This window comes from Mangrovibacter yixingensis (assembly GCF_020523985.1).
Lineage (GTDB): Bacteria > Pseudomonadota > Gammaproteobacteria > Enterobacterales > Enterobacteriaceae > Mangrovibacter > Mangrovibacter yixingensis.
Genome location: NZ_JAIVKM010000007.1, coordinates 186,082 through 205,486, shown reverse-complemented (window position 1 = coordinate 205,486; position 19,405 = coordinate 186,082). Strand labels below are relative to the sequence as shown.

Genomic DNA, 19,405 nt, shown 5'->3' with positions numbered 1-19,405 from the left:
GCCAGAATTTAACTGGCAGGTAATATTTTTTGGGGTCGCCGGTTTACAGGCACTGGCTGGAAAATCCTGCTCATTTTCCTGTTCAAGATAAGAAATATGCGAAAAATACTGAGATTTATTCTTACATTATTGTTACTGGCACTATCGCTATTGGTTGTATTTACACCAATGAACAGTAATAAGCAGTACATCTTTGGCATGGCTGTCATTGTGGCAGTATTTATTATCGGCCGATTTAAAAACAAAAAAGCCGTTTTAACCATGCTGGTGTTTTCTTTATTAATGTCAACTCGCTATATTTGGTGGCGTGCAACAACAACGCTACATTTTGACTCCAACATTGAAATGGTGTTGGGTTCATTATTATTTTTAGCAGAAATTTATTCATGGACAATTTTAGTGCTGGGCTATATTCAGATGTCCTGGCCCCTAAAGCGCCCTATTGCGCCAATGCCAGCCGACAAAAGCACCTGGCCTACCGTCGATATTTACGTCCCCACCTATAATGAAAGCCTGGATGTGGTGCGTGATACCGTTCTGGCAGCACAATGCATTGAATACCCGAAAGATAAAGTCAGCGTCTATATTCTGGATGATGGCCAACGTGACGAATTCCGCGATTTCGCCGCAGAGGCAGGCGTCGGTTACATTATTCGTAGCGAGCACAGCCATGCCAAAGCAGGCAACCTTAACCATGCGATGACACTCACCCGTGGTGAACTGATTTGCGTATTTGACTGCGACCACGTGGCAACCCGTGTCTTCCTGCAAGCCACCGTTGGTGCCTTCTTCCAGGATGAGAAACTGGCGCTGATTCAAACGCCGCACTATTTCTACTCGCCGGATCCTTTTGAACGTAACCTGACTCCAGCCAAAAATGTTCCCCATGAAGGCGCACTGTTTTATGGCCCGGTACAACAAGGCAACGACAACTGGAACGCCACCTTCTTTTGTGGTTCCTGTGCGGTAATTCGCCGTGATGCGTTAAATGAAGTGGGTGGGTTTGCGGTAGAAACCGTCACAGAAGATGCCCACACCGCACTGAAGCTTCAGCGCCGTGGCTGGAACACTGCGTTCCTGGATATTCCGCTGGCCGCCGGTCTGGCCACTGAACGCCTGGCATTGCATGTTAACCAGCGTATCCGTTGGGCCCGCGGCATGACCCAGATCTTCCGGGTAGATAACCCAATGCTGGGCCGTGGGCTGAAGTTCACTCAACGCCTGTGCTACCTGAACGCAATGCTGCACTTTCAGTACGGCCTGCCGCGAGTCATCTTCCTGACCGCGCCACTGGTGTTCATGCTGTTTAACCTGAATATTATTTCGTCTTCCGCCACGCTGATCTTCTCCTATGCGTTGCCGCACCTGATTTTATCCACTTATGTGAACTCTAAAATCACCGGTCGCTATCGTTACGCATTCTGGGGGGAAATCTATGAAACCGTGATGGCGTTCCACCTGATACTGCCCACACTGGTAACCATGATTGCACCCAAACTGGGGAAATTTAACGTTACCGACAAAGGCGACCTGCTGGATAAAGACTATTTCGATGCCACCACTGTACGCCCGCTTATCATCACCGCGTTGTTGATGGTTGGCAGCATGATTTGGGTAGGCGTGCGCTACTACATGGGTTTCTACGCGGGCATCGATGCCTGGGTTATCCTGTTCAACATTATTTGGGGCACCTTCAGTACCATCACTCTGCTGGCTTCTATTGCTGTAGCCAAAGAGACCAAACAGGTACGTAAAACCATTCGAATTTCGGCAAAACTCCCCACTCGAGTACGTTTTTCCGATGGTTCAACCATGGATACACACACGCTCGATGTTTCCATGGGTGGTGCACGTGTGGCTCTGGTTAAAGGCCACGACCTTGCCCACAAAAGCGCAGTCATGCTGGAACTCGGCCTGGGTGGCGAAGTGGCGCATATTCCACTGCGTACAACTGGCACAGGTGTGGGCGAATTGCGCATGGAGTTCGATAACTTCCCCCTCAATGAACGCCGCAAACTGGTGCGTGTTGTGTTATCCCGCGCTGACGCCTGGTTTAAACCACCTCATGCGCCAGACCGCCCGCTCGCCTCTTTCCTGAGCATTTTGCGATGTGTATGGGAATTGTTCTTTGGCCGTAAAAAACGCAGTGCCGGGTTTAATACCCGGATGGCGGAAGTTCCTAAAAAACAGGCAGAGGTTAACGATGCGATTTAAACGCCCGCTTCTGGCAACCTGCCTGTTATGCGCCGTAAGCCAGGCCAGTTTCGCTGCACTGCAGAATGAAACAGATGCACTACCGGATTTGCCCCTGCCAGTTAGTGTGCAGGGTAATAAACCAACGACTGACGTTGCCAGTATCACTGCGGCAAACAACAGCAACCAGAATGTTACTAATACCATCAGCTTTAAAGATATGGGAGCAACCACTGGCCTGATGATTTCCGGCCAACAGTTGCAGAACGGGTTATCGTTTACCCTGCCGGGTGATTTGGTGATTACTGATGCGCACCTCAACCTTAACCTGCAACTGAGCGCGGTTAATGTACCGGGCGAAAACCTGCAATTAATGCTGAATGGCCAGCCTCTGGGTGCCATACCACTGGATCAGCTCCAGCAAAGTAAGGGCTTCTGGAACCTGGATATTCCGTCATCCATGATTGCCTCCCATAACAACCTCAGTTTTCAGTTGAAAACCGGGGACGATATTATTAACGACACCTGGAGCTGCCAGCGCGAACTGCCAGCGAATTACCGGGTTACCCTGATGCCGTCTTCCGCGCTGAACTACCAGGGCTTGTGGCTGGATGTGCGTAAAAACCTGAGCACCTTCCCGCGCCCCTTCCTTGATGTTAAGCAGATGCAGAGTGCCTCGTTAAACGTGGCATTTCCGGAAAATCCGGATGCCTCACTGTTGACCGCATCAGCGATTGTCGCTTCGCAGTTTGGCGTGATGAACAGCGAAAAAGGCACCCAGTTTGCGGCCAAATACAATGAACTGCCCCCAGGCAACGGAATTCTGTTTGGCAAACCTGGCGACCATATTGGCCCGGTCGTTATTGCTGACAACGGTGGCTCAGAACTACAGGTTATTGATAACCCACTAAACCCGGCATATAAACTGTTGGTGGTCAGCGGCCGTAATGCAGCCGAACTACGCCAGGCGGCGTGGCGCTTAACCCAACCAGGGTTGCCCGACAGCGACAACCTGCAAGTGCCAGCCATTACGCTTACCCAGCGCCAGGCTTACGATGCGCCGCGTTGGGTAAACACCCAACACCCAGTGAAACTCAGCGCCCTGGAAGCAAACGGCGGTGAGTTGGTGGCTCATGGGGTTTGGCATGGTACAAACCAACTTTCATTCCGCACCGCTCCAGACTTGTTTATGTGGGATGGCACTTCCATACCTCTGCATATGAATTACAGCTTCGCGCAGAAAACATGGATTGATGACCAGCATTCGTTCCTGAATGTCAGTATCAATGGTGAGTTTCTTAAACGTTTACCAGCCAGCCGTGGCGGTATTTTTACCCCCGTGATGGATATGCTGGGTTTATCCAACCGCCAACAAAATGCCACCGTCAATATCGACCCGAAAACCATATTTGGGAATAACCAACTGGGGTTCTGGTTTGGTACTGCCGTGCGGAAAAATGCGCCCTGCAGCGCTATGGCGGATAGCAGTATTCAAAGCAAGGTGAGTGGTGACTCTACACTCGATTTCACCCATGCCTGGCACTTTGGGCAGCTACCTAACCTTGCCTGGTTCACCAGCTCGATGTTCCCGTTCACTCGCCATGCTGACCTGGCGCAGACTGCGGTTTTACTGCCGGCTCACCCCAGTTCAGAAGATGCAACTCTGCTAATGGATTTGATGGCGCAATCTGGCCGAGATACCGGTGTTGCTGCCAATTTTGTGCAGATCTACACCGGCATTCCTCAGCAGGATGGTGGCCAGCAGCGCCTGGCTGATAGCGACATTCTGGCAATCAGTAGCCTGAAAAATGGCGATTTAATCAACCCATTGTTACAGGGCAGCTTGTTCTCTCTGAACGAAAACACGCTGGAAGTCGATACGCCCAATGCCGCCAGCCGCCTGATTTCACTGCTTACCGGTGACTGGGGAAGAAGCTATACCGATGCTGCCAGTTTTCTGGCTGACAACAGTGCCTGGCGTGGGTTTATCAGCTTGCGTTCACCCTGGAACGCAAAACGCGTGGTCGTGCTGGCAACAGCGACCAGCCCGCAAGGGTTGCAACAACTTCCTGTGGATATGACCCGGCAAGGATTCCAGTCCGTAGCATCTGGTGATTTCACCGCCGTGACAGGTGCAGGCGATGTCAAAACCTGGCGTGTTGGCAAGCAGTTCATCACTGGCGATTTGCCTGTGTGGATGCGCGTGCTGTGGTACGCCAGCCAGCATATTTTCTACCTGGCCCTGATTGTCTGCCTGATTGCGCTACTGTCCAGCACCTTGCTGTACCAGTGGCTGAAACGACACGCTCACCAACGCCTGCACGGAACATCGAAACATGAATAAGAAACAACTGACACACGCCTTTGCTCTGTTGTGTCTGGTCGGTGCCAGTTACCCTGCGGGTGCGGCCAGCAATACACAACCTGGTAATACCGCGTCAGATAATACGGCGTCAGGCAATGCTGCGGATGACAAACCCGGTTCAGCCAACGATGATGCGGTGAAAAAGCTTCTGACTCAGGCCAGTTACTGGCACAGCAAAGCCCATGATGACATGGCAATGGAAGCACTGCAGAAAGTGCTGGCGGTGGATAACCACAATATTGATGCCATGTACCTGATGGCGCTGTACCAGATGCAAAGCGGCAATACGCAACAGGCCGCTATCTGGCGCAAAAAAATCAGTGACATCTCCCCGGATGACCCGCATCTGGCGTCACTGGATGGTGCCAACTCCATGCAAACCATCTCCCGCGGGCAGTTGAATACCGCCCGGGATCTGGCGCGCAGCGGGCATATCAAAGAAGCGATTGCCACATACCGCACTCTGTTACACGGCAACCCACCGCCTGATGAACTGGCGCTGGAGTATTACCAGACGCTGGCAGGCGACAGTGACACCTGGCAACAGGGTGTTGATGGCCTGCGCCGCCGGGCACATATGCTGCCAGGAGACGCTGCCACGCAGCTGGCTCTGGGTTCCGCATTAACCTGGCAAGAAAGCGGGCGCCGCGAAGGCATTGCCATGCTATCTACGCTGGCACCGGATAACAAGATTGCCGATAAAGCCTTGCAACAGGCATTGCTCTGGCTAAACCCAAAAGCAACGGATTTGCCTGTATACACCGCTTATGCCAGCCGCCATCCGGATGACACCGCCCCTATGGACCACTACCGTAAAAGTGTGGATGGCGGGGCAACCAAAGCAGCATTTGATGCGCTGAACGGCGGCGACCTGAGCACAGCAAAAACAAAATTCGATGAAGTGCTCAAAACACAGCCCAAAGACAGCAATGCGCTGGCAGGGCTGGGTTATGTCGCGTTACGCCATGGGAATTTTACCCAGGCAGAAACATTACTGCGCCAGGCTTCAGCACAAGATACAGGTAACACCAATGGTGCTCAGTGGACCAAAGACGCAGACAACGCCCATTTTTATGGCGCGCTGAACTCGGCCCGTTCAATGACACAAAAAGGGCAGTATGCCGAAGCATTAAGCCAACTGGACAATGCCCAGGGCACATCAGCTGACCAGCGCCAGGCCGCCGACATGCAGCGTGCGGATATTTACCGCCGCCAGGGAAAACTGTCTGATTCTGAGCAGGTTTATCGCCAGTTACTGGCTGAACGCCCACAGAACACCACCGCGCGCACCAGCCTGTTCTGGATCCTCAAACAAGAGCATAAAGAAACTGAAGCCGCGCAAATTCTGCGTACCCTGCCCGCCAGCTTGCGTACCCGTTATGCCAGTTGGGGTGATAACGGCGACGAACAGCGTAAAGCCGCCGAAGCAGCAATAAAAGGGGGAAATACCTCCAAAGCAATGCAAATTTTGCAGGCTGCGGTGGCGAAATACCCACAAAATGCCTGGCTTAAGCTCGATTACGCCCGCCTGTTACGCCAAAGTGGTGAAAAGCAACGTGCGGCAGTAATTATGTCTGCCCTGCCACAACAAAGCGGCCTGACAGCAACCCAGCATAACGATGCACTGTATGCGTCGGCGGTCTATTTTGTTGAAGATGACAACTGGTCCAAAGCCCAAAGCCTGATGTCACGGGTACCCAGTACCAACTTCAGTGATGATATGCGGGCGCTCAACAGCCGCATTCTGCTGAACCGCCAACTGGATATTGCCCAGAACTATATTAAACAGGGCAACCGCGCTGCGGCACTTAACAGCCTGCGTATGCTCTCCAGAACGCCGCCACAAACACCGGTGGATGCGGGCCGCCTCGCCGAATTATTAATGCAGGCTGGCGACAACGCGGACGCTCTGGCACTGGTTCGCAACAGCCAGGCACAGGGGTTACACGGTTCACTGGCTGATTACGCCAGCCAGATTCGCGTCCTCAACCAGGCTGGGTTGTTCGCCGAAGCCGAAAGTGTGCTTAACGCCCCGGCATTGCAGAACGCCTCCAGCCAGGAAGAGATAGACCGTATCCGCCTGGCCAACCTGATAACTCAGGCAGATACCCTGCGGGCGCACAATAAAATCCGCGCCGCCTGGGATCTGGTGATGCCAGCCCTGCGCAATAACCCAACCAACACTGACTTGCTGCTGACAGTTGCACGGATTTATCAGGCAGACCACATGACTGATAAAGCCGATGAAATCTACCAGTATGTGCTGCGTAAATCCCCGCAGGACAGGCAGGCGCTGACTGGCGAAGTTTGGTTGTCACTGGCACGCAACGACAGCGATAAAGCGAAGCAATACTTCTCCCAACTGGAACCGAACCAGAACACCGATTATCTGTTGCTTGCCGCTCATGTTGCGGCTGCACAGGGTGAGAACCAACAGGCGATGTCCTTGTTACGTACTGCTCGCTGGCGTATTCAGTCTACAGATGTCGACAGTAACGACAATGCCATCAACAGCGTGCTGTCGATACCGTCGCCTACTGAGCAAACCCAACTCACTGCACTGAACGACATCAATAGCATGATGCGGAACTTGCAAGAGAAAACCGCAACCTGGGCTGGTGGTGCCGTATCTATTCGCTCCCGTAACGGTGAAGCCGGGCTGGGCGAGCTAACCGAAGTTAAAGCCCCAATGACCGTTTCCGGCACGCTGGGCGACAGCAATGCCCGCCTGAGCCTGGATGTCGCACCGGTCACCCTGAATGCCGGGGAGATGTCAGGGGAATCGGCTAACCGCTTTGGTTCTGGTGCTATCAGCCATGCGGAAAAACTGGCGGCAGCCACATCAACCAGCACCGCGTCTACCAACGCAGACAGCCAGGGCAGCCAACAGGCTAACGGGGTGGAAACCCACTTAGCCCTGAGCGGTGACAGCTACAAACTGGATGTGGGCAGCACACCAACTGGCGGCCAGATGACGCGCCTGGTCGGCGGGGTGGAGTGGAAGCCGCAACTGACTGAAAACAGTTCACTGGATCTGAAAGCCGAACGCCGCGCAGTTACAGACAGCCTGCTGTCTTACGTGGGTGCCAAAGACAAAACCACTGGCGAAAAATGGGGTGCCATTACCCGTAACGGTGTCTCTGCTCAGTATGCCTGGGATAACGATTTGGTCGGTCTGTACACCAAACTGGGCTTTGATACTTACCTGGGCACCAATGTTCCCACCAACCATTCCGTTAACGCGATGGCAGGTAGCTACATTCGCCTGTATCAAACGCCAGAAAGCGAATTGCGTATGGGCGTAAACGTTAACTACATGGATTTCCAGCGCAACCTCAGTTACTACACCACCGGCCAGGGCGGTTATTTCAGCCCGCAGGATTATATGTCGCTGACATTACCTGTGACCTTCAGCCGCCACTGGGGTGACTGGGACATGACACTGAGTGGCTCTGTCGGCTACCAGTCTTATAAACAGGATCAGAGTGATTACTACCCAGGCCACAGCAGCCTGCAGTCAACGCTCGATAGCTATGCCAGTTCAGATGACGATGTGGACAGCGTTTACAAAGCAACCGCGAAAAACGGTATCGGCTACACCCTTGGTGTGGACGCCCGTTATCGCCTGAATGACAACATCGCGCTGGGCGCAAACCTGGGGTATGACACCTTCGGCAGTTATAACGAAGGCAAGGCCCTGATTTACTTCAAATATTATGTCGATCAAGACAATTAATCGGTGGGATATAAACATGTTTAGCAATCAGGATACCTATTTACAACGTAACTATCAGGCTGGCTGGCACGACCTGGTGTATCTGTTCTTTAACGAATTTACCAACAGCCAGCAGGATAAAGACCCGGACACGCTGCGCCGTATTGGCGGCATGCTGGCGCAATGGTATCCCATTGACCCGTCAAACACGGTGAATGAACTGGAACAACACATTAACCATGTGTTGGAACTGTTCAACTGGGGCTTTGTAAAAATGGCACCAGCACAACGCGAACTGATTTTGATTCATTGTGCCTGGCCGCATGCTCCGGAATCCCGCGATGAAGCGCAATGGCGCCGGGCCAGTGCTTATGTACTGGAAGGTGCCTACTCGCAGTGGCTGGTTTCCCAGGGTGCTGGCAATAGCGTGCCGGTGCGCTGGAAAGAAAACACCACTGAAGATGTTTTAATTTTTCGCTACGCAATGACGGAATAAATGCTCTCTCCCCACAATATCAACGGGCAGGTTGCAACCGGCCCGTTACTGTTCGTGGGGAAAAGGCATTCCGCCATATATCAATTTTCAGGTGACCATAATGTTGAATGAACTGATTGTTTCAGGAAGGAAACTTGAACTCGGTAGTGTCAGTTATATGGAAGAGGATGCCTTTATCTCCCTGGTGCTCGATGCCCAGGGGAAAGTGAGCTATGCCAACCCAGGCTATTACGCACTGACCGGATATGACAGTGATGACGTGGTAGACGCGCCACTTTTCCAGCCAGGCGAAGAACACTATACATCTTCGTTGCTGGTTGGCCTGAAAGTCTCCCGGCTAACCGGTGAAAAATGGCAGGGCGAAGTCTTCCTGCGCAAGAAAAATAACGAGCCACTCTGGCTTGATGTCACGTTACTACCACGTTGCGATGAACGTGGCGAGGTCTTTGCTTTTATCCTGGTGTGTTTTGATATCACGCACCATGTAACCATTCGTGAACGGTTGCATTACCGGGCGCACAACGATGCATTAACCAAGACGTTGAATCGCCAGGGGTATTACATCCGCAGCCGGAAAAAATTTCGTGCAGCTCAGGCCAGCGGCGCCGAAACCGTAGTCGCCATTCTCGATTTAGATAATTTTAAAACCATCAACGATGAGCTGGGCCATGCCGCAGGCGATGAAGTTTTACGCCACTTTATCAGCCGGGTGAAACAGTGCATCAGCGACACCACACTGCTTGGCCGCCTGGGTGGTGATGAGTTCGCACTGACCTTTATTGACGGAATTGATGAACACGATGCCGGGTTATTGCTGCAACGTATTATCGAGCAGACCCGTCTGCCGATGTACTTACAGACTATTCGCCATCAGGTGGAGCTGTCAGTAAGCATTGGCGTCGCCACCTGGCCCAGACACGGAACCAACTTTGCTTCCGTATTAAAGGCCGCTGATACCGCCCTGTATAAAGTAAAAGCACAGGGTGGGGACGACTTTATTAATTACCAAATTGTCTCAACGGCGGATCCGCATAGCATTGTCGGCTCGGTCTGATGTCAATCGTTAACAACGAAATAGTTAATAAAAATAATTAGTTAAATTGTGTACACCCGTAATTCAAGTTGTCACCAATCTGAATTACGACGTGTATTGCTGCGCTCACACAGAGGAAACGAGAATGTTAAAGGCTGTGATTCCTGTTGCAGGTCTTGGTACGCGTATGCTGCCTGCAACCAAAGCCATCCCTAAAGAAATGCTGCCCATTGTGGATAAGCCCCTTATCCAGTACATCGTGCAGGAGTGTTATGCCAGTGGCATCCGGGAAATCATCCTGGTCACTCACTCATCCAAAAACGCGATTGAAAACCACTTTGATACCTCTTTTGAGCTCGAATCACTGTTGGTACAGCGCGTTAAAAACCAGTTACTGGAAGAAGTCCGTACCATTTGCCCGGCTGGCATGAACATCATGCATGTACGCCAGGGCCAGGCAAAAGGTCTGGGCCATGCCGTACTCTGTGCTCAGCCACTGGTGGGTGATGACGATTTTGTTGTTGTGCTGCCAGATGTCCTGATTGATGACAGCCACTGCAACCTGGCGCAGGACAACCTTGCCGCGATGCTTCAACGATTCGTGTCAACCGGTGCCAGCCAGTTAATGATTGAGCGCGTGAGACACGAGGATGTTTCTCGTTATGGCGTGGTCGATTGTGGTGGGAAAAACCTGAGTGCAGGCGATTTTGGCCGTATTCAGGGCATGGTGGAAAAACCGGCCACAGAAGAAGCGCCGTCCGATATGGCGGTCGTTGGCCGTTATGTTCTGTCTAAAGCGATTTGGCCGTTATTGCACAAAACACCGGTTGGCGCGGGTGGCGAAATCCAGCTTACCGATGCCATTGATATGTTACTGAAAGAATCCACCGTCGAAGCTTACAGCCTGGTGGGTAAATCTCACGATTGCGGCGACAAAATTGGCTATATGAAAGCCTTTGTTGAATATGGCCTGCGCCATCAGGCAACGGGTGAGGCTTTCCGTCAGTGGCTGCAAAACGATGTCAGCCTGGCACGTAAATCTGCTACCGAGGAACTGGCTGAAGCCGCTCTGTAACCCCAGGCGGCGAAACAGTTTGTTGTGTCCCTGTACGCTGAATACGTTGCCCTTTGCGGGGCGGCGTTCCATAAAATACTGTGCGTTTTCTAAAGGAACATTCTCTATCATGTTAAAAGCGACCTGGTTCTCGCCATGGCTATTACTGCTCTCGCTGACCATGAGCTCTTTCGCCGCGCCCGCTCAGGAAAACAACTGGGCGGTGTTTAAACACAATTACCTGAATCAGGACGGGCGCATTGTTGACCGTGAAAATGGCAACATTAGCCACTCTGAAGGCCAGGGGTACGGCATGCTACTGGCCGTAATGAATAACGATCGCCCTGCTTTTGAGAGCATTTGGGGCTGGACTGAACACACATTATTACGCCCGTCATTGTGGTTATTCTCCTGGCGCTATGACCCGACCGTGAACAAAGTGACCGATACCAACAACGCCAGCGATGGCGATACACTAATAGCCTGGGCACTGCTGCTCGCGGGCGAAAAATGGCATGAGAAGAGCTGGACAGACGCCTCATCGCATATTCAGGAGGCACTTATCAACTGCCTGATTATTGATGAAGATAACCAGACATTGCTGTTGCCGGGGCTGGAAGGTTTTGTACGTGACGACGGCTACGTTGTTAACCCGTCTTACTTTATTTTCCCGGCATGGGAAAGCTTCTGGAAAGCCAGCCATAACCCGGTGTGGCTGAAACTGAAGCAATCCAGCCTTGCATTACTGGATAAAGCCCGTTTTGGGAAAACCCAACTCCCCAGCGACTGGGTGTTTGTTAAAGACAACGGTGATGTGTCACCTGCCAAAAACTGGCCTGCCCGTTTTAGCTATGATGCTATCCGCATCCCGTTGTACCTGAGCCTGGGTGATGTTAAATCTGGCGCGACAGAAAATTTCCGCCACTTTTGGTCCAGCTATACCCGGAATGCAACTCCTGCCTGGATAGATGTTTCTGGCAACAGCCAGGCAAATTACGATATGTCAGGTGGAATATTAGCAGTACGAGACTTAACCATGGGTGATTATCACCAAATGGATAAATCACTGCGCCCGGGCGAAGGTTACTATTTATCTGCACTTCATATGCTCTCTTTATTTGCAGCATCTTTAAAAGGATGATAAATAGTCATGTTCAAAATTTTTGTGAACCACTCACTTTCATAAAATGTGAATTTGATTAAGGTCAAAATAAACGCAGTACTGTTATTAACCGCTGCGCTAAATATTGTTCCTGGTCACATTATTTTGCCAATACGATAGTTTTCGCCTGGGTGTAAAGTATGTACGTCCAGGCCACAACCCTCATTATGGGTTACCGAATGCTGGCAGGATGCTCTTTATAACAAATACGTTACCGGCTGTAAGGAAGGACTGACCGGTTACCACCGTTTCAGAGTTTCAGCACAGGGGAGTTTGGCAGGATTCAAAGACCGCAAACTCCCATGCCATGAGGCCATGTAATGGAAAAAGATATTATAAAAGAATGTGTTACTACTTCCGGGAATGAAAAATGAGAGCCTGAAGTGCGCACTGGCTTGTTTGTTCAGTTGCTCACTTAAGATTGGTCTGATGCATGGTTTAACAGACCTGAACACACACGTTATTACACAAAAAGTACCGTGGTGAATTTTTTATGAAATTAACAACAGCACCCGCCATTATTGTGGACAAAAATTAATCAGCACTTTTTGTTCATAAGAAAATGACAGGATTTAGCAGGAAAATAATAAAAAAGTATTAGTTCTCATGCAATTCATGGGGGAGAAATGACCGTGTTAAGAATAATAACAAGGCATCACAACCAAACAAATTATATAAATCTGCCCGTACAACGGCAGCATTTGCAACCCGGGAAAAAAAATGAACATTCGTAATTTAGAGTACCTTGTTGCACTGGCTAAATACCGCCATTTTCAGCGAGCCGCCGAAGCCTGTAACGTGAGTCAACCAACACTCAGTGCCCAGTTACGTAAACTGGAAAATGAACTGGGGTTACAGTTGTTGGAGCGTACTACCCGTAAAATCCGTTTCACTCAGACCGGATTGCGCCTTGTTGAACAAACTCAGGTGATTCTGCGGGAAATTGAAGCGCTGAAAAACATGGCAAGCAGCAGCCAGCACAGCCTGTCACAAACGCTGGATATCGGTATCATTCCAACCCTTGCGCCGTATATTTTTTCCCATATGAATACCTTATGCCGGGAAAATTTTCCGGAAGTAGAGATGGAGATTCATGAAGCGCAAACCCATCATCTGCTGGCGATGCTGGAATCGGATGCCATTGAATGTGCGATTGTCATGGCCAGCAAAGAAACCAGTAAGTATGTTGAATTACCGTTGTTTGAAGAACCCCTGGTGCTGGGTGTCAGCCACAAACACCCTTATGCCCAGCTCGATGAAATCAACATGGACCATCTCAAAAATAACAAAATACTGATGCTGGATGACGGCAACTGCCTGCACAGCCAAATCTTGCGCTATTGCTATCAGTTTGAGCTGGAGCCAGATAATCGTTTTATCGCCATGCACCTGGAAACGCTGCGTCGCAGTGTGGCGTTTAACAAAGGAATTGCGTTCTTCCCATTGCTTTCTACCCAGGAAGAGACCCGCGATGAAGTGAAATACTTACGCTGCGTGGCACCAGAGCCGACCCGCAAAATGGTGCTGGTGTTTCACCGCAGTGACCCAATGCGTAAGAAGTATGAGATGTTGCGCAATACTATTGCAAAACATATGGAGAAATATTTGCAGGCCGACAGTATTCCCGCCTAACCAGGCAAGAACTTGCTACTCCATTGAAACAGAAATATCGCTGTATTTTCTCTGACAATCACGTTGGCGCGTGATTGTCATTGCTTCCTTTAGCCCGGCAAGCACATCTTCCGGCAGCACATTTCCCATGGTGTATTGCGCTTCAATAGCTAACCACAGATTCACCAATTCCAGGGTGTAGTCATCGGTCGTCATGGCAGTGCGAACAGCAGAAAAAAACGGAAATTGCGCCAGAAGTTGCGCTTGATCGCTTTGAATCACCTGCCCATGCAAATAAGGTTGCGCCAATAACCCGGCAACCTGGTGTTCATCACCACGCGTAACCCAGGCAAGGCGCGCAGCAATAGCATCCACCACCGGTGGTACGGGAACAGCAGGTAATCCCTGTTGGGAACGTTGTGACAAACGGTCAAATTTCACTTTTCAGTATCCTTCATGACTGGAACAGGGTGTTCCTGCTAATCCATGCCATCAGCCACCCAAGTAGATTAAAAGGTTATCGGCTGATATTTTATTTTCTTAAGTGTTTATCTATTCAACATAGATAATAAATCCTGTTTTATCCATACGGTTTTTCTTAAATTGGCAAAAAAAGCCTTGTTTATTCACAAGTTATAAACATTCAGTTGCGCGATCAGAGTGAATATTGATCACTTATTGACGAGAACGATCAGTGATTGCCGTTTCATTGGTTTTGCTAATAAACGAATCGTGGGCTGATTGCAGTTTGTAAGAGAAAAGACCAGGTACTTAACAGGGTTTCTGCTAATAAACCATGTTGTAACAGCAGCACGGAGCAGGATTGCCCCGTACTGCCGGAAGAGTATGTGGTCTACAACAAACAGTTATAAATACTGCAACTGCAAACTATAAAGCGATGTTGTGGCCGTAATAAACAACACGTCCTGATCTGGACCACCCAATACGCAGTTGGACACCCGCTCAGGCACCTGAATTTTACCTATTTTTTCACCCTGCGCTGAAAAAATAATCACGCCATCGGCACAACTACAGAAAATATGCCCATAGCGGTCCACACAAAAACCATCCGGGAAACCAGGCGCCACTTCAGCAAGGTGGCGCCCATTTTCCAGCGTATTGCCCGCAACCTCATATACCCGGAGTTCCCGGCGGCCCTGCTCAGGGAAATCCACGACCGACATATCGGCGATATAAAGCAGGCTCTCGTCGGGTGAGAACGCAATGCCATTAGGGCGTTGGGTATCACTGGTTGCAATAGTCAGGCTGTTATCACGCGGGTCGAAACAGTAGACATAACACCCGATTACCTGGCTTTCCGACTTATAGCCTTCATCGTCACCGACGATGCCATAGGGTGGGTCGGTAAACCAAATCGTACCATCGGAGCGCACGGCGACATCATTGGGGGAATTCAGGCGCTTTCCTTCCAGTTTGTCCACCAGCAGTGTCACATCGCCGTTTCGTTCCGTGCGGCTGATGCCACGACGACCATGCTCACAAGTCACCACCCGGCCTTCCGTATCTACCGCGTTGCCATTGGCATAATTCGCAGATGCCCGCCAGAGCGTCACCCCCTGCCCGGCAGACCAACGAAACATACGGTTGCCTTTTACATCACTGAATATCACAGCCTGCTCTTGTTCAAGCCAGACAGGCCCTTCAGCCCACTGTGCGGTCGAGCATAACCGTTCCAGATCACCAAGACATGTTACCTGCATACCCGCCTCGCTTATTTGACTCCCCAAATGGCTTTGTAATGGCCCTGGTAGTCATTCTGTGGGTCATACATATTGTTTTGCCCGCCATCTTTATCAATGTTCTCTTTCGTCACAAGGTGTGCCGGAGTGACATAACCAGAGGGTTTCTGCCCGGCAAAAGCACGGTTAAACTCATCCAGCACTTGCCAGCCATGCAGTTTCAACGGCTCAGGCACCGTGGCAAGCTGGCTATTACTGGTACGGATGCGCTGATACGCCGTAATGGAGCCATCACCGGCGGAAATGTTAAATGGCGCGTTTTTCCCACCTTTATTCGCCGTTCTCAACGCGGGTGCCATAAAATCAAAATAGAGGTCGTTAATTGCCAGGGTGTACTGGTAATTGTCACCATATTTTTGCAACAAGCTGAATGTCATTGAAGGCATACGGCTGGAGGTGTCAGACAGTGGTGTATCAATAAATTCCAGTACTTTGCAGGAAGCGCATTTACCCATTTCCTCTTTCATTACATTGGCTTTATCCAGCGCGATTTGGTACAGCGAGTCAGTCAGGATAATCACCTGTGCTTTGCCATCAGAACGCGCAATTGCATAATCGGCGGCAATCCGGGCGACGGCATTTGAGTCCGAGGTCACGTTATAAAACAGGTGGTATTTCTCCACCGGGCCTGGTTGTGGAATGGCATGCCAGCCCATTAACACAATGCCCAGTTTCGCCGCCCGGTCGAGAGGGATTTTCGCGACATTAGGGTTCCAGCCCCCAATCACTATGCCATCGGGTTTCTGGGCGATAGCCTGGTTAAGCGCAGATAACTGGTCCTTTACCGACCCGGCACCATCCAGTGTTTCCAGATGCCAACCTGCCGCTTTCGCTGCTTCGCTCAGCCCCTGCTGTACCCCCTGCACACCGCCATTTTTCATATCAGAGGCAATAAAAATAATCTTCTTATCTTTTTGCAATGCCGGCCCGGTTGTTGGCCCGTCCCACTGCGTCACGGGTGCGGTTGCGCTGGCAACTGCCGCTTTCACCTGAGACATAAAATCATCCGCAAAAGCTGGTGCCTGGCTGAATAAAGCAAGGCTCAAACCCAATGCAAGCAAACGATATTTCATGAAAAATACCCCTGTTATGATTTAACGACATGATTAGCGTCGGAAGGTGTGGACAGTTGCGCCGGCTGCGCACTACCTGTCGTTTGTCGCCGTTGAACGGCTTTTTGATTCGCCATACGGCGACGCTGTGCGTAACCGGCAAGCGTAATGGAGAGCAACAACGTGGCACCGTTGAACAGAGGTTCAACCCAGAATGCCCCGCCAAATTGTTGGATCCCGGCAATACCTATCGCCAGAATACAAATCCCAACCACAGTGCCCCACACATTCACCCGGCCAGGGCGAATGGTCGTGCTACCTAAAAATGCGCCCACCAGTGCTGGTAGCAGGTAATCCATACCCACGCTGGCCTGCCCGACCCCTTGTTCTGAGGCAATCAGTACTCCGCAAAACCCGGTCAGGACACTGGAAGCAATAAACGAGCCCATCACATACAGATTCACCGGGATGCCATTAAGCCTCGCCGCCGCCGGATTTCCGCCCACCGCATACATGCAACGGCCCATTGGCGTGTGTTCGGTTAACAACCACAGGCACACCGCCACAACCAGGACATAAAACGCCGCAACCGGGATCCCAAAAATTTCAGCGTGGTCAATAGCAATAAAAGCATCCGGCAGATCGCCCACTATTTGCCGCCCACCGGAGTGCCACAGGGCGACCGCATACAGCACCGTGCCTGAACCCAGTGTGGCGACAAAGCTGTCGATATCGGCCAGCGCCACCAGGATGCCGTTCAGCAGGCCATACAATGCTGAGATAATCAGCACGATCACAATGGCCATTTCCCAGGACAACCCGTACTGCACCTGCAACGTAATTGCGAGGATGTGCCACAACACAATGCCAAACCCAACATTCAAGTCGATTTTGCCTACAATCATCGGAATGGTGGCAGCCAGTGCCAGTAAGGCAATTTTGGATTTGCTGGCAAGAATAGCCTGCAGCGTCAGCATGGACGCAAAAGAAGGTGTCGTCAGAGAGAACACCAGAGTCAGCAGCACGCACAATAATAACAAGCCATAGCGCGTAACAACCTGCATCATCCAGGGGCTGACGCCGTCACGGGATAAACTGACGCGCTGCTCCAACGCGGTGGATTTTACCGATGTTTTATTCGACATAATCTTCTTGCCCTTTAGTGACTTCAGAACTGGCAGAAGCCAGTGCCAATAAATTCGCAAACGTCACATCCTGATTGCGCAGTTCACCCACGACACGCCCGCGGTTAAACACCAACGCCCGGTTGCAGATATGAGCTATTTCCTCGAAATCATTTGAGATAACCAGTACCGCCACGCCCTCACCCAACGATTTATTCAACAGGTGATAAATCTCCGCCCGGGCACCTACATCCACGCCCGCCGTTGGGTCTTCCAGAATCAGCAACGGCGTCGCCAGATGCATCCAGCGCGCCATCACCACTTTCTGCTGGTTACCGCCAGATAACGCACTGATATCAATGTTGACGTCCTTCGGGCGGACATCGAACAACTGCACTTTCCACCAGCTTTCGCCGATTTCTTCACGCCCGCCGTACCGGGACAGCACCCGATGCCCACTGGCGCAGGGGTTCATAAACAGGTTTTCTCGCACTGACATCGACATCACCAGGCTTTCGCCTGTCCGGTCTCCGGCCACTAAAGAGACACCGCGCGCCATCGCCTCCCGCGGATTTCTGGCAGCATAAGGCTGTTCACAGAAATGGATTTCCCCGCCTTCTCGCTGGCGCAGCCCAAACAACAGCCGGCCAATTTCTTCCTGGCCTGCCCCGCGCAGCCCGGCCAGGGCCAGCATCTCTCCTGGCTGTAATGAGAAACTCACCGGGCCGGTATCCCCAACCTGCACATTTTTCAGTGCCAGCACCGGGGAACGCCCTTCCGGTAAGGGCTCACGCTGTTCTTGTGCCGTTTGCTCGCCCACAATTAATTCCACCAGGCCACGCACGGTATAATCTGCCGTCATCCCCCCGGCGACATAGCACCCATCGCGCATCACACACACCCGGTCGGCAATCTCAATGACTTCATCAAGGCGGTGTGTGACATAAATCATCCCAACATTCTTTTCCCGTAAACGGGCAATAACACTAAACAGGTGGCGAACATCATTGGCAGGTAATGACGCAGTGGGCTCATCCAGCACCAGTAATTCCGCGTTAACAGCGACAGCACGCGCAATCGCCAGCAAGGATTTTTCAGTACGCGATAACTCAAAGACCCTCGCCTGTGGGTCAATATCAATCCCCACATCCTGGAGTGCCTGGCGAGCGCGGCGTTCAATTTCACGCCAGCGAATTAGCCCCAGTTTGCGCGGGAACCCCATGACCAGCGCCATATTTTCAGCAACCGTCATCCATTCCACCAGCCCGAGATCCTGGTGGATAAATGCAATAGGTTGCTGTGTGGCACTCTTAATTGCTGCTGCCGAAGAGATAGGCTGGCCTTTAAACAAAATGTCGCCGCTGTCACGGGAATACACCCCCGCCAGCACTTTAATTAACGTTGATTTCCCTGCCCCATTTTCACCAAGCAGAGCAAGGACCTCACCAGGCATAACATGAAGGCTGACATCATTGACTGCAGGGTTGCCGCCAAAGCGTTTCACAATATGCTGCATTTCCAGCGTAGGTTGCTGGGCCCGTATTTGATTCATAGCGATGCCTCTTCGTGGGTGACCCGCTAACAAAGTTTTTTCACGTCTGCATCGAAAAAAATGCACCAGTGTTTCAATATGCGAAATCTAATTTCAAATTCACGATAAAAAGTAAACATGAAATATCACGTAAGGTGAATAAATAAATAATCAATATTATCAATTGTTTATTTTTATTTATCTAAAATGTGACGAGGGGCGCACTTATTAAATAGTGCGAAAAAGAAGGTTATTCAGGTAGTAATCAGTACCAAAATATCAGCAATAGCCGGGCAAGCGCAGTATGCA

13 protein-coding genes are annotated in these 19,405 nt (G+C 51.0%); 8 read left to right on the top strand and 5 right to left on the bottom strand.

What is annotated here, in order from left to right; translation table 11 throughout:
- Positions 1-96: 96 nt before the first annotated feature.
- The 8 genes from bcsA to oxyR all read left to right on the top strand — a co-directional run bounded on the left by bcsA (position 97) and on the right by oxyR (position 13,650).
- Positions 97-2,214 (top strand): UDP-forming cellulose synthase catalytic subunit, encoded by a 2,118-nt coding sequence (gene bcsA / locus LC084_RS19250; RefSeq protein ID WP_226572960.1) that lies wholly within the window; start codon positions 97-99, stop codon positions 2,212-2,214.
- Entirely contained in the window at positions 2,204-4,537 is a 2,334-nt protein-coding gene (locus tag LC084_RS19245; protein WP_226572959.1) for a cellulose biosynthesis cyclic di-GMP-binding regulatory protein BcsB, read from the top strand. Before bcsA ends, LC084_RS19245 begins: the two co-directional genes overlap by 11 nt.
- Entirely contained in the window at positions 4,530-8,294 is a 3,765-nt protein-coding gene (locus LC084_RS19240) for a cellulose biosynthesis protein BcsC (RefSeq protein WP_226572958.1), read from the top strand. The genes LC084_RS19245 and LC084_RS19240 overlap by 8 nt, the downstream gene beginning before the upstream one ends.
- A gap of 16 nt (positions 8,295-8,310) precedes the next feature.
- Complete coding sequence (bcsD, locus tag LC084_RS19235; RefSeq protein ID WP_036116673.1) at positions 8,311-8,769, top strand: cellulose biosynthesis protein BcsD; 459 nt, start codon at positions 8,311-8,313, stop codon at positions 8,767-8,769.
- Positions 8,770-8,869: 100 nt separating this feature from the next.
- Positions 8,870-9,823, top strand: coding sequence for a sensor domain-containing diguanylate cyclase (locus tag LC084_RS19230; protein ID WP_226572957.1), 954 nt, complete (start codon positions 8,870-8,872; stop codon positions 9,821-9,823).
- Positions 9,824-9,947: 124 nt separating this feature from the next.
- Complete coding sequence (gene galU, locus LC084_RS19225) at positions 9,948-10,877, top strand: UTP--glucose-1-phosphate uridylyltransferase GalU (protein ID WP_226572956.1); 930 nt, start codon at positions 9,948-9,950, stop codon at positions 10,875-10,877.
- Between the two features lie 109 nt (positions 10,878-10,986).
- On the top strand, positions 10,987-11,997 hold the full coding sequence (locus LC084_RS19220) for a glycosyl hydrolase family 8 (protein ID WP_226572955.1): 1,011 nt from the start codon (positions 10,987-10,989) through the stop codon (positions 11,995-11,997).
- 741 nt (positions 11,998-12,738) lie between these two features.
- Positions 12,739-13,650, top strand: a complete 912-nt coding sequence (gene oxyR, locus LC084_RS19215) for a DNA-binding transcriptional regulator OxyR (protein ID WP_226572954.1) — start codon at positions 12,739-12,741, stop codon at positions 13,648-13,650.
- 15 nt (positions 13,651-13,665) lie between these two features.
- On the opposite strand, the gene LC084_RS19210 is transcribed toward oxyR, so the two are convergent.
- The 5 genes from LC084_RS19210 to LC084_RS19190 all read right to left on the bottom strand — a co-directional run bounded on the left by LC084_RS19210 (position 13,666) and on the right by LC084_RS19190 (position 19,117).
- The gene (locus tag LC084_RS19210; RefSeq protein ID WP_226572952.1) at positions 13,666-14,070 is read right to left on the bottom strand and encodes a hypothetical protein; all 405 of its coding nucleotides are present in this window, start codon (positions 14,068-14,070) and stop codon (positions 13,666-13,668) included.
- A gap of 425 nt (positions 14,071-14,495) precedes the next feature.
- Positions 14,496-15,350, bottom strand: coding sequence for an SMP-30/gluconolactonase/LRE family protein (locus LC084_RS19205; protein ID WP_226572950.1), 855 nt, complete (start codon positions 15,348-15,350; stop codon positions 14,496-14,498).
- A gap of 11 nt (positions 15,351-15,361) precedes the next feature.
- Positions 15,362-16,462 carry an ABC transporter substrate-binding protein gene (locus LC084_RS19200; protein ID WP_226572947.1) on the bottom strand — a complete coding sequence of 367 codons (1,101 nt, stop codon included), beginning with the start codon at positions 16,460-16,462 and terminating at the stop codon, positions 15,362-15,364.
- Between the two features lie 14 nt (positions 16,463-16,476).
- Positions 16,477-17,586: an ABC transporter permease gene (locus LC084_RS19195; protein ID WP_226572945.1), complete on the bottom strand. Its 1,110-nt coding sequence runs from the start codon at positions 17,584-17,586 to the stop codon at positions 16,477-16,479.
- The gene (locus LC084_RS19190; RefSeq protein WP_226572943.1) at positions 17,576-19,117 is read right to left on the bottom strand and encodes a sugar ABC transporter ATP-binding protein; all 1,542 of its coding nucleotides are present in this window, start codon (positions 19,115-19,117) and stop codon (positions 17,576-17,578) included. The genes LC084_RS19195 and LC084_RS19190 overlap by 11 nt, the downstream gene beginning before the upstream one ends.
- Between the last annotated feature and the right edge of the window lie 288 nt (positions 19,118-19,405).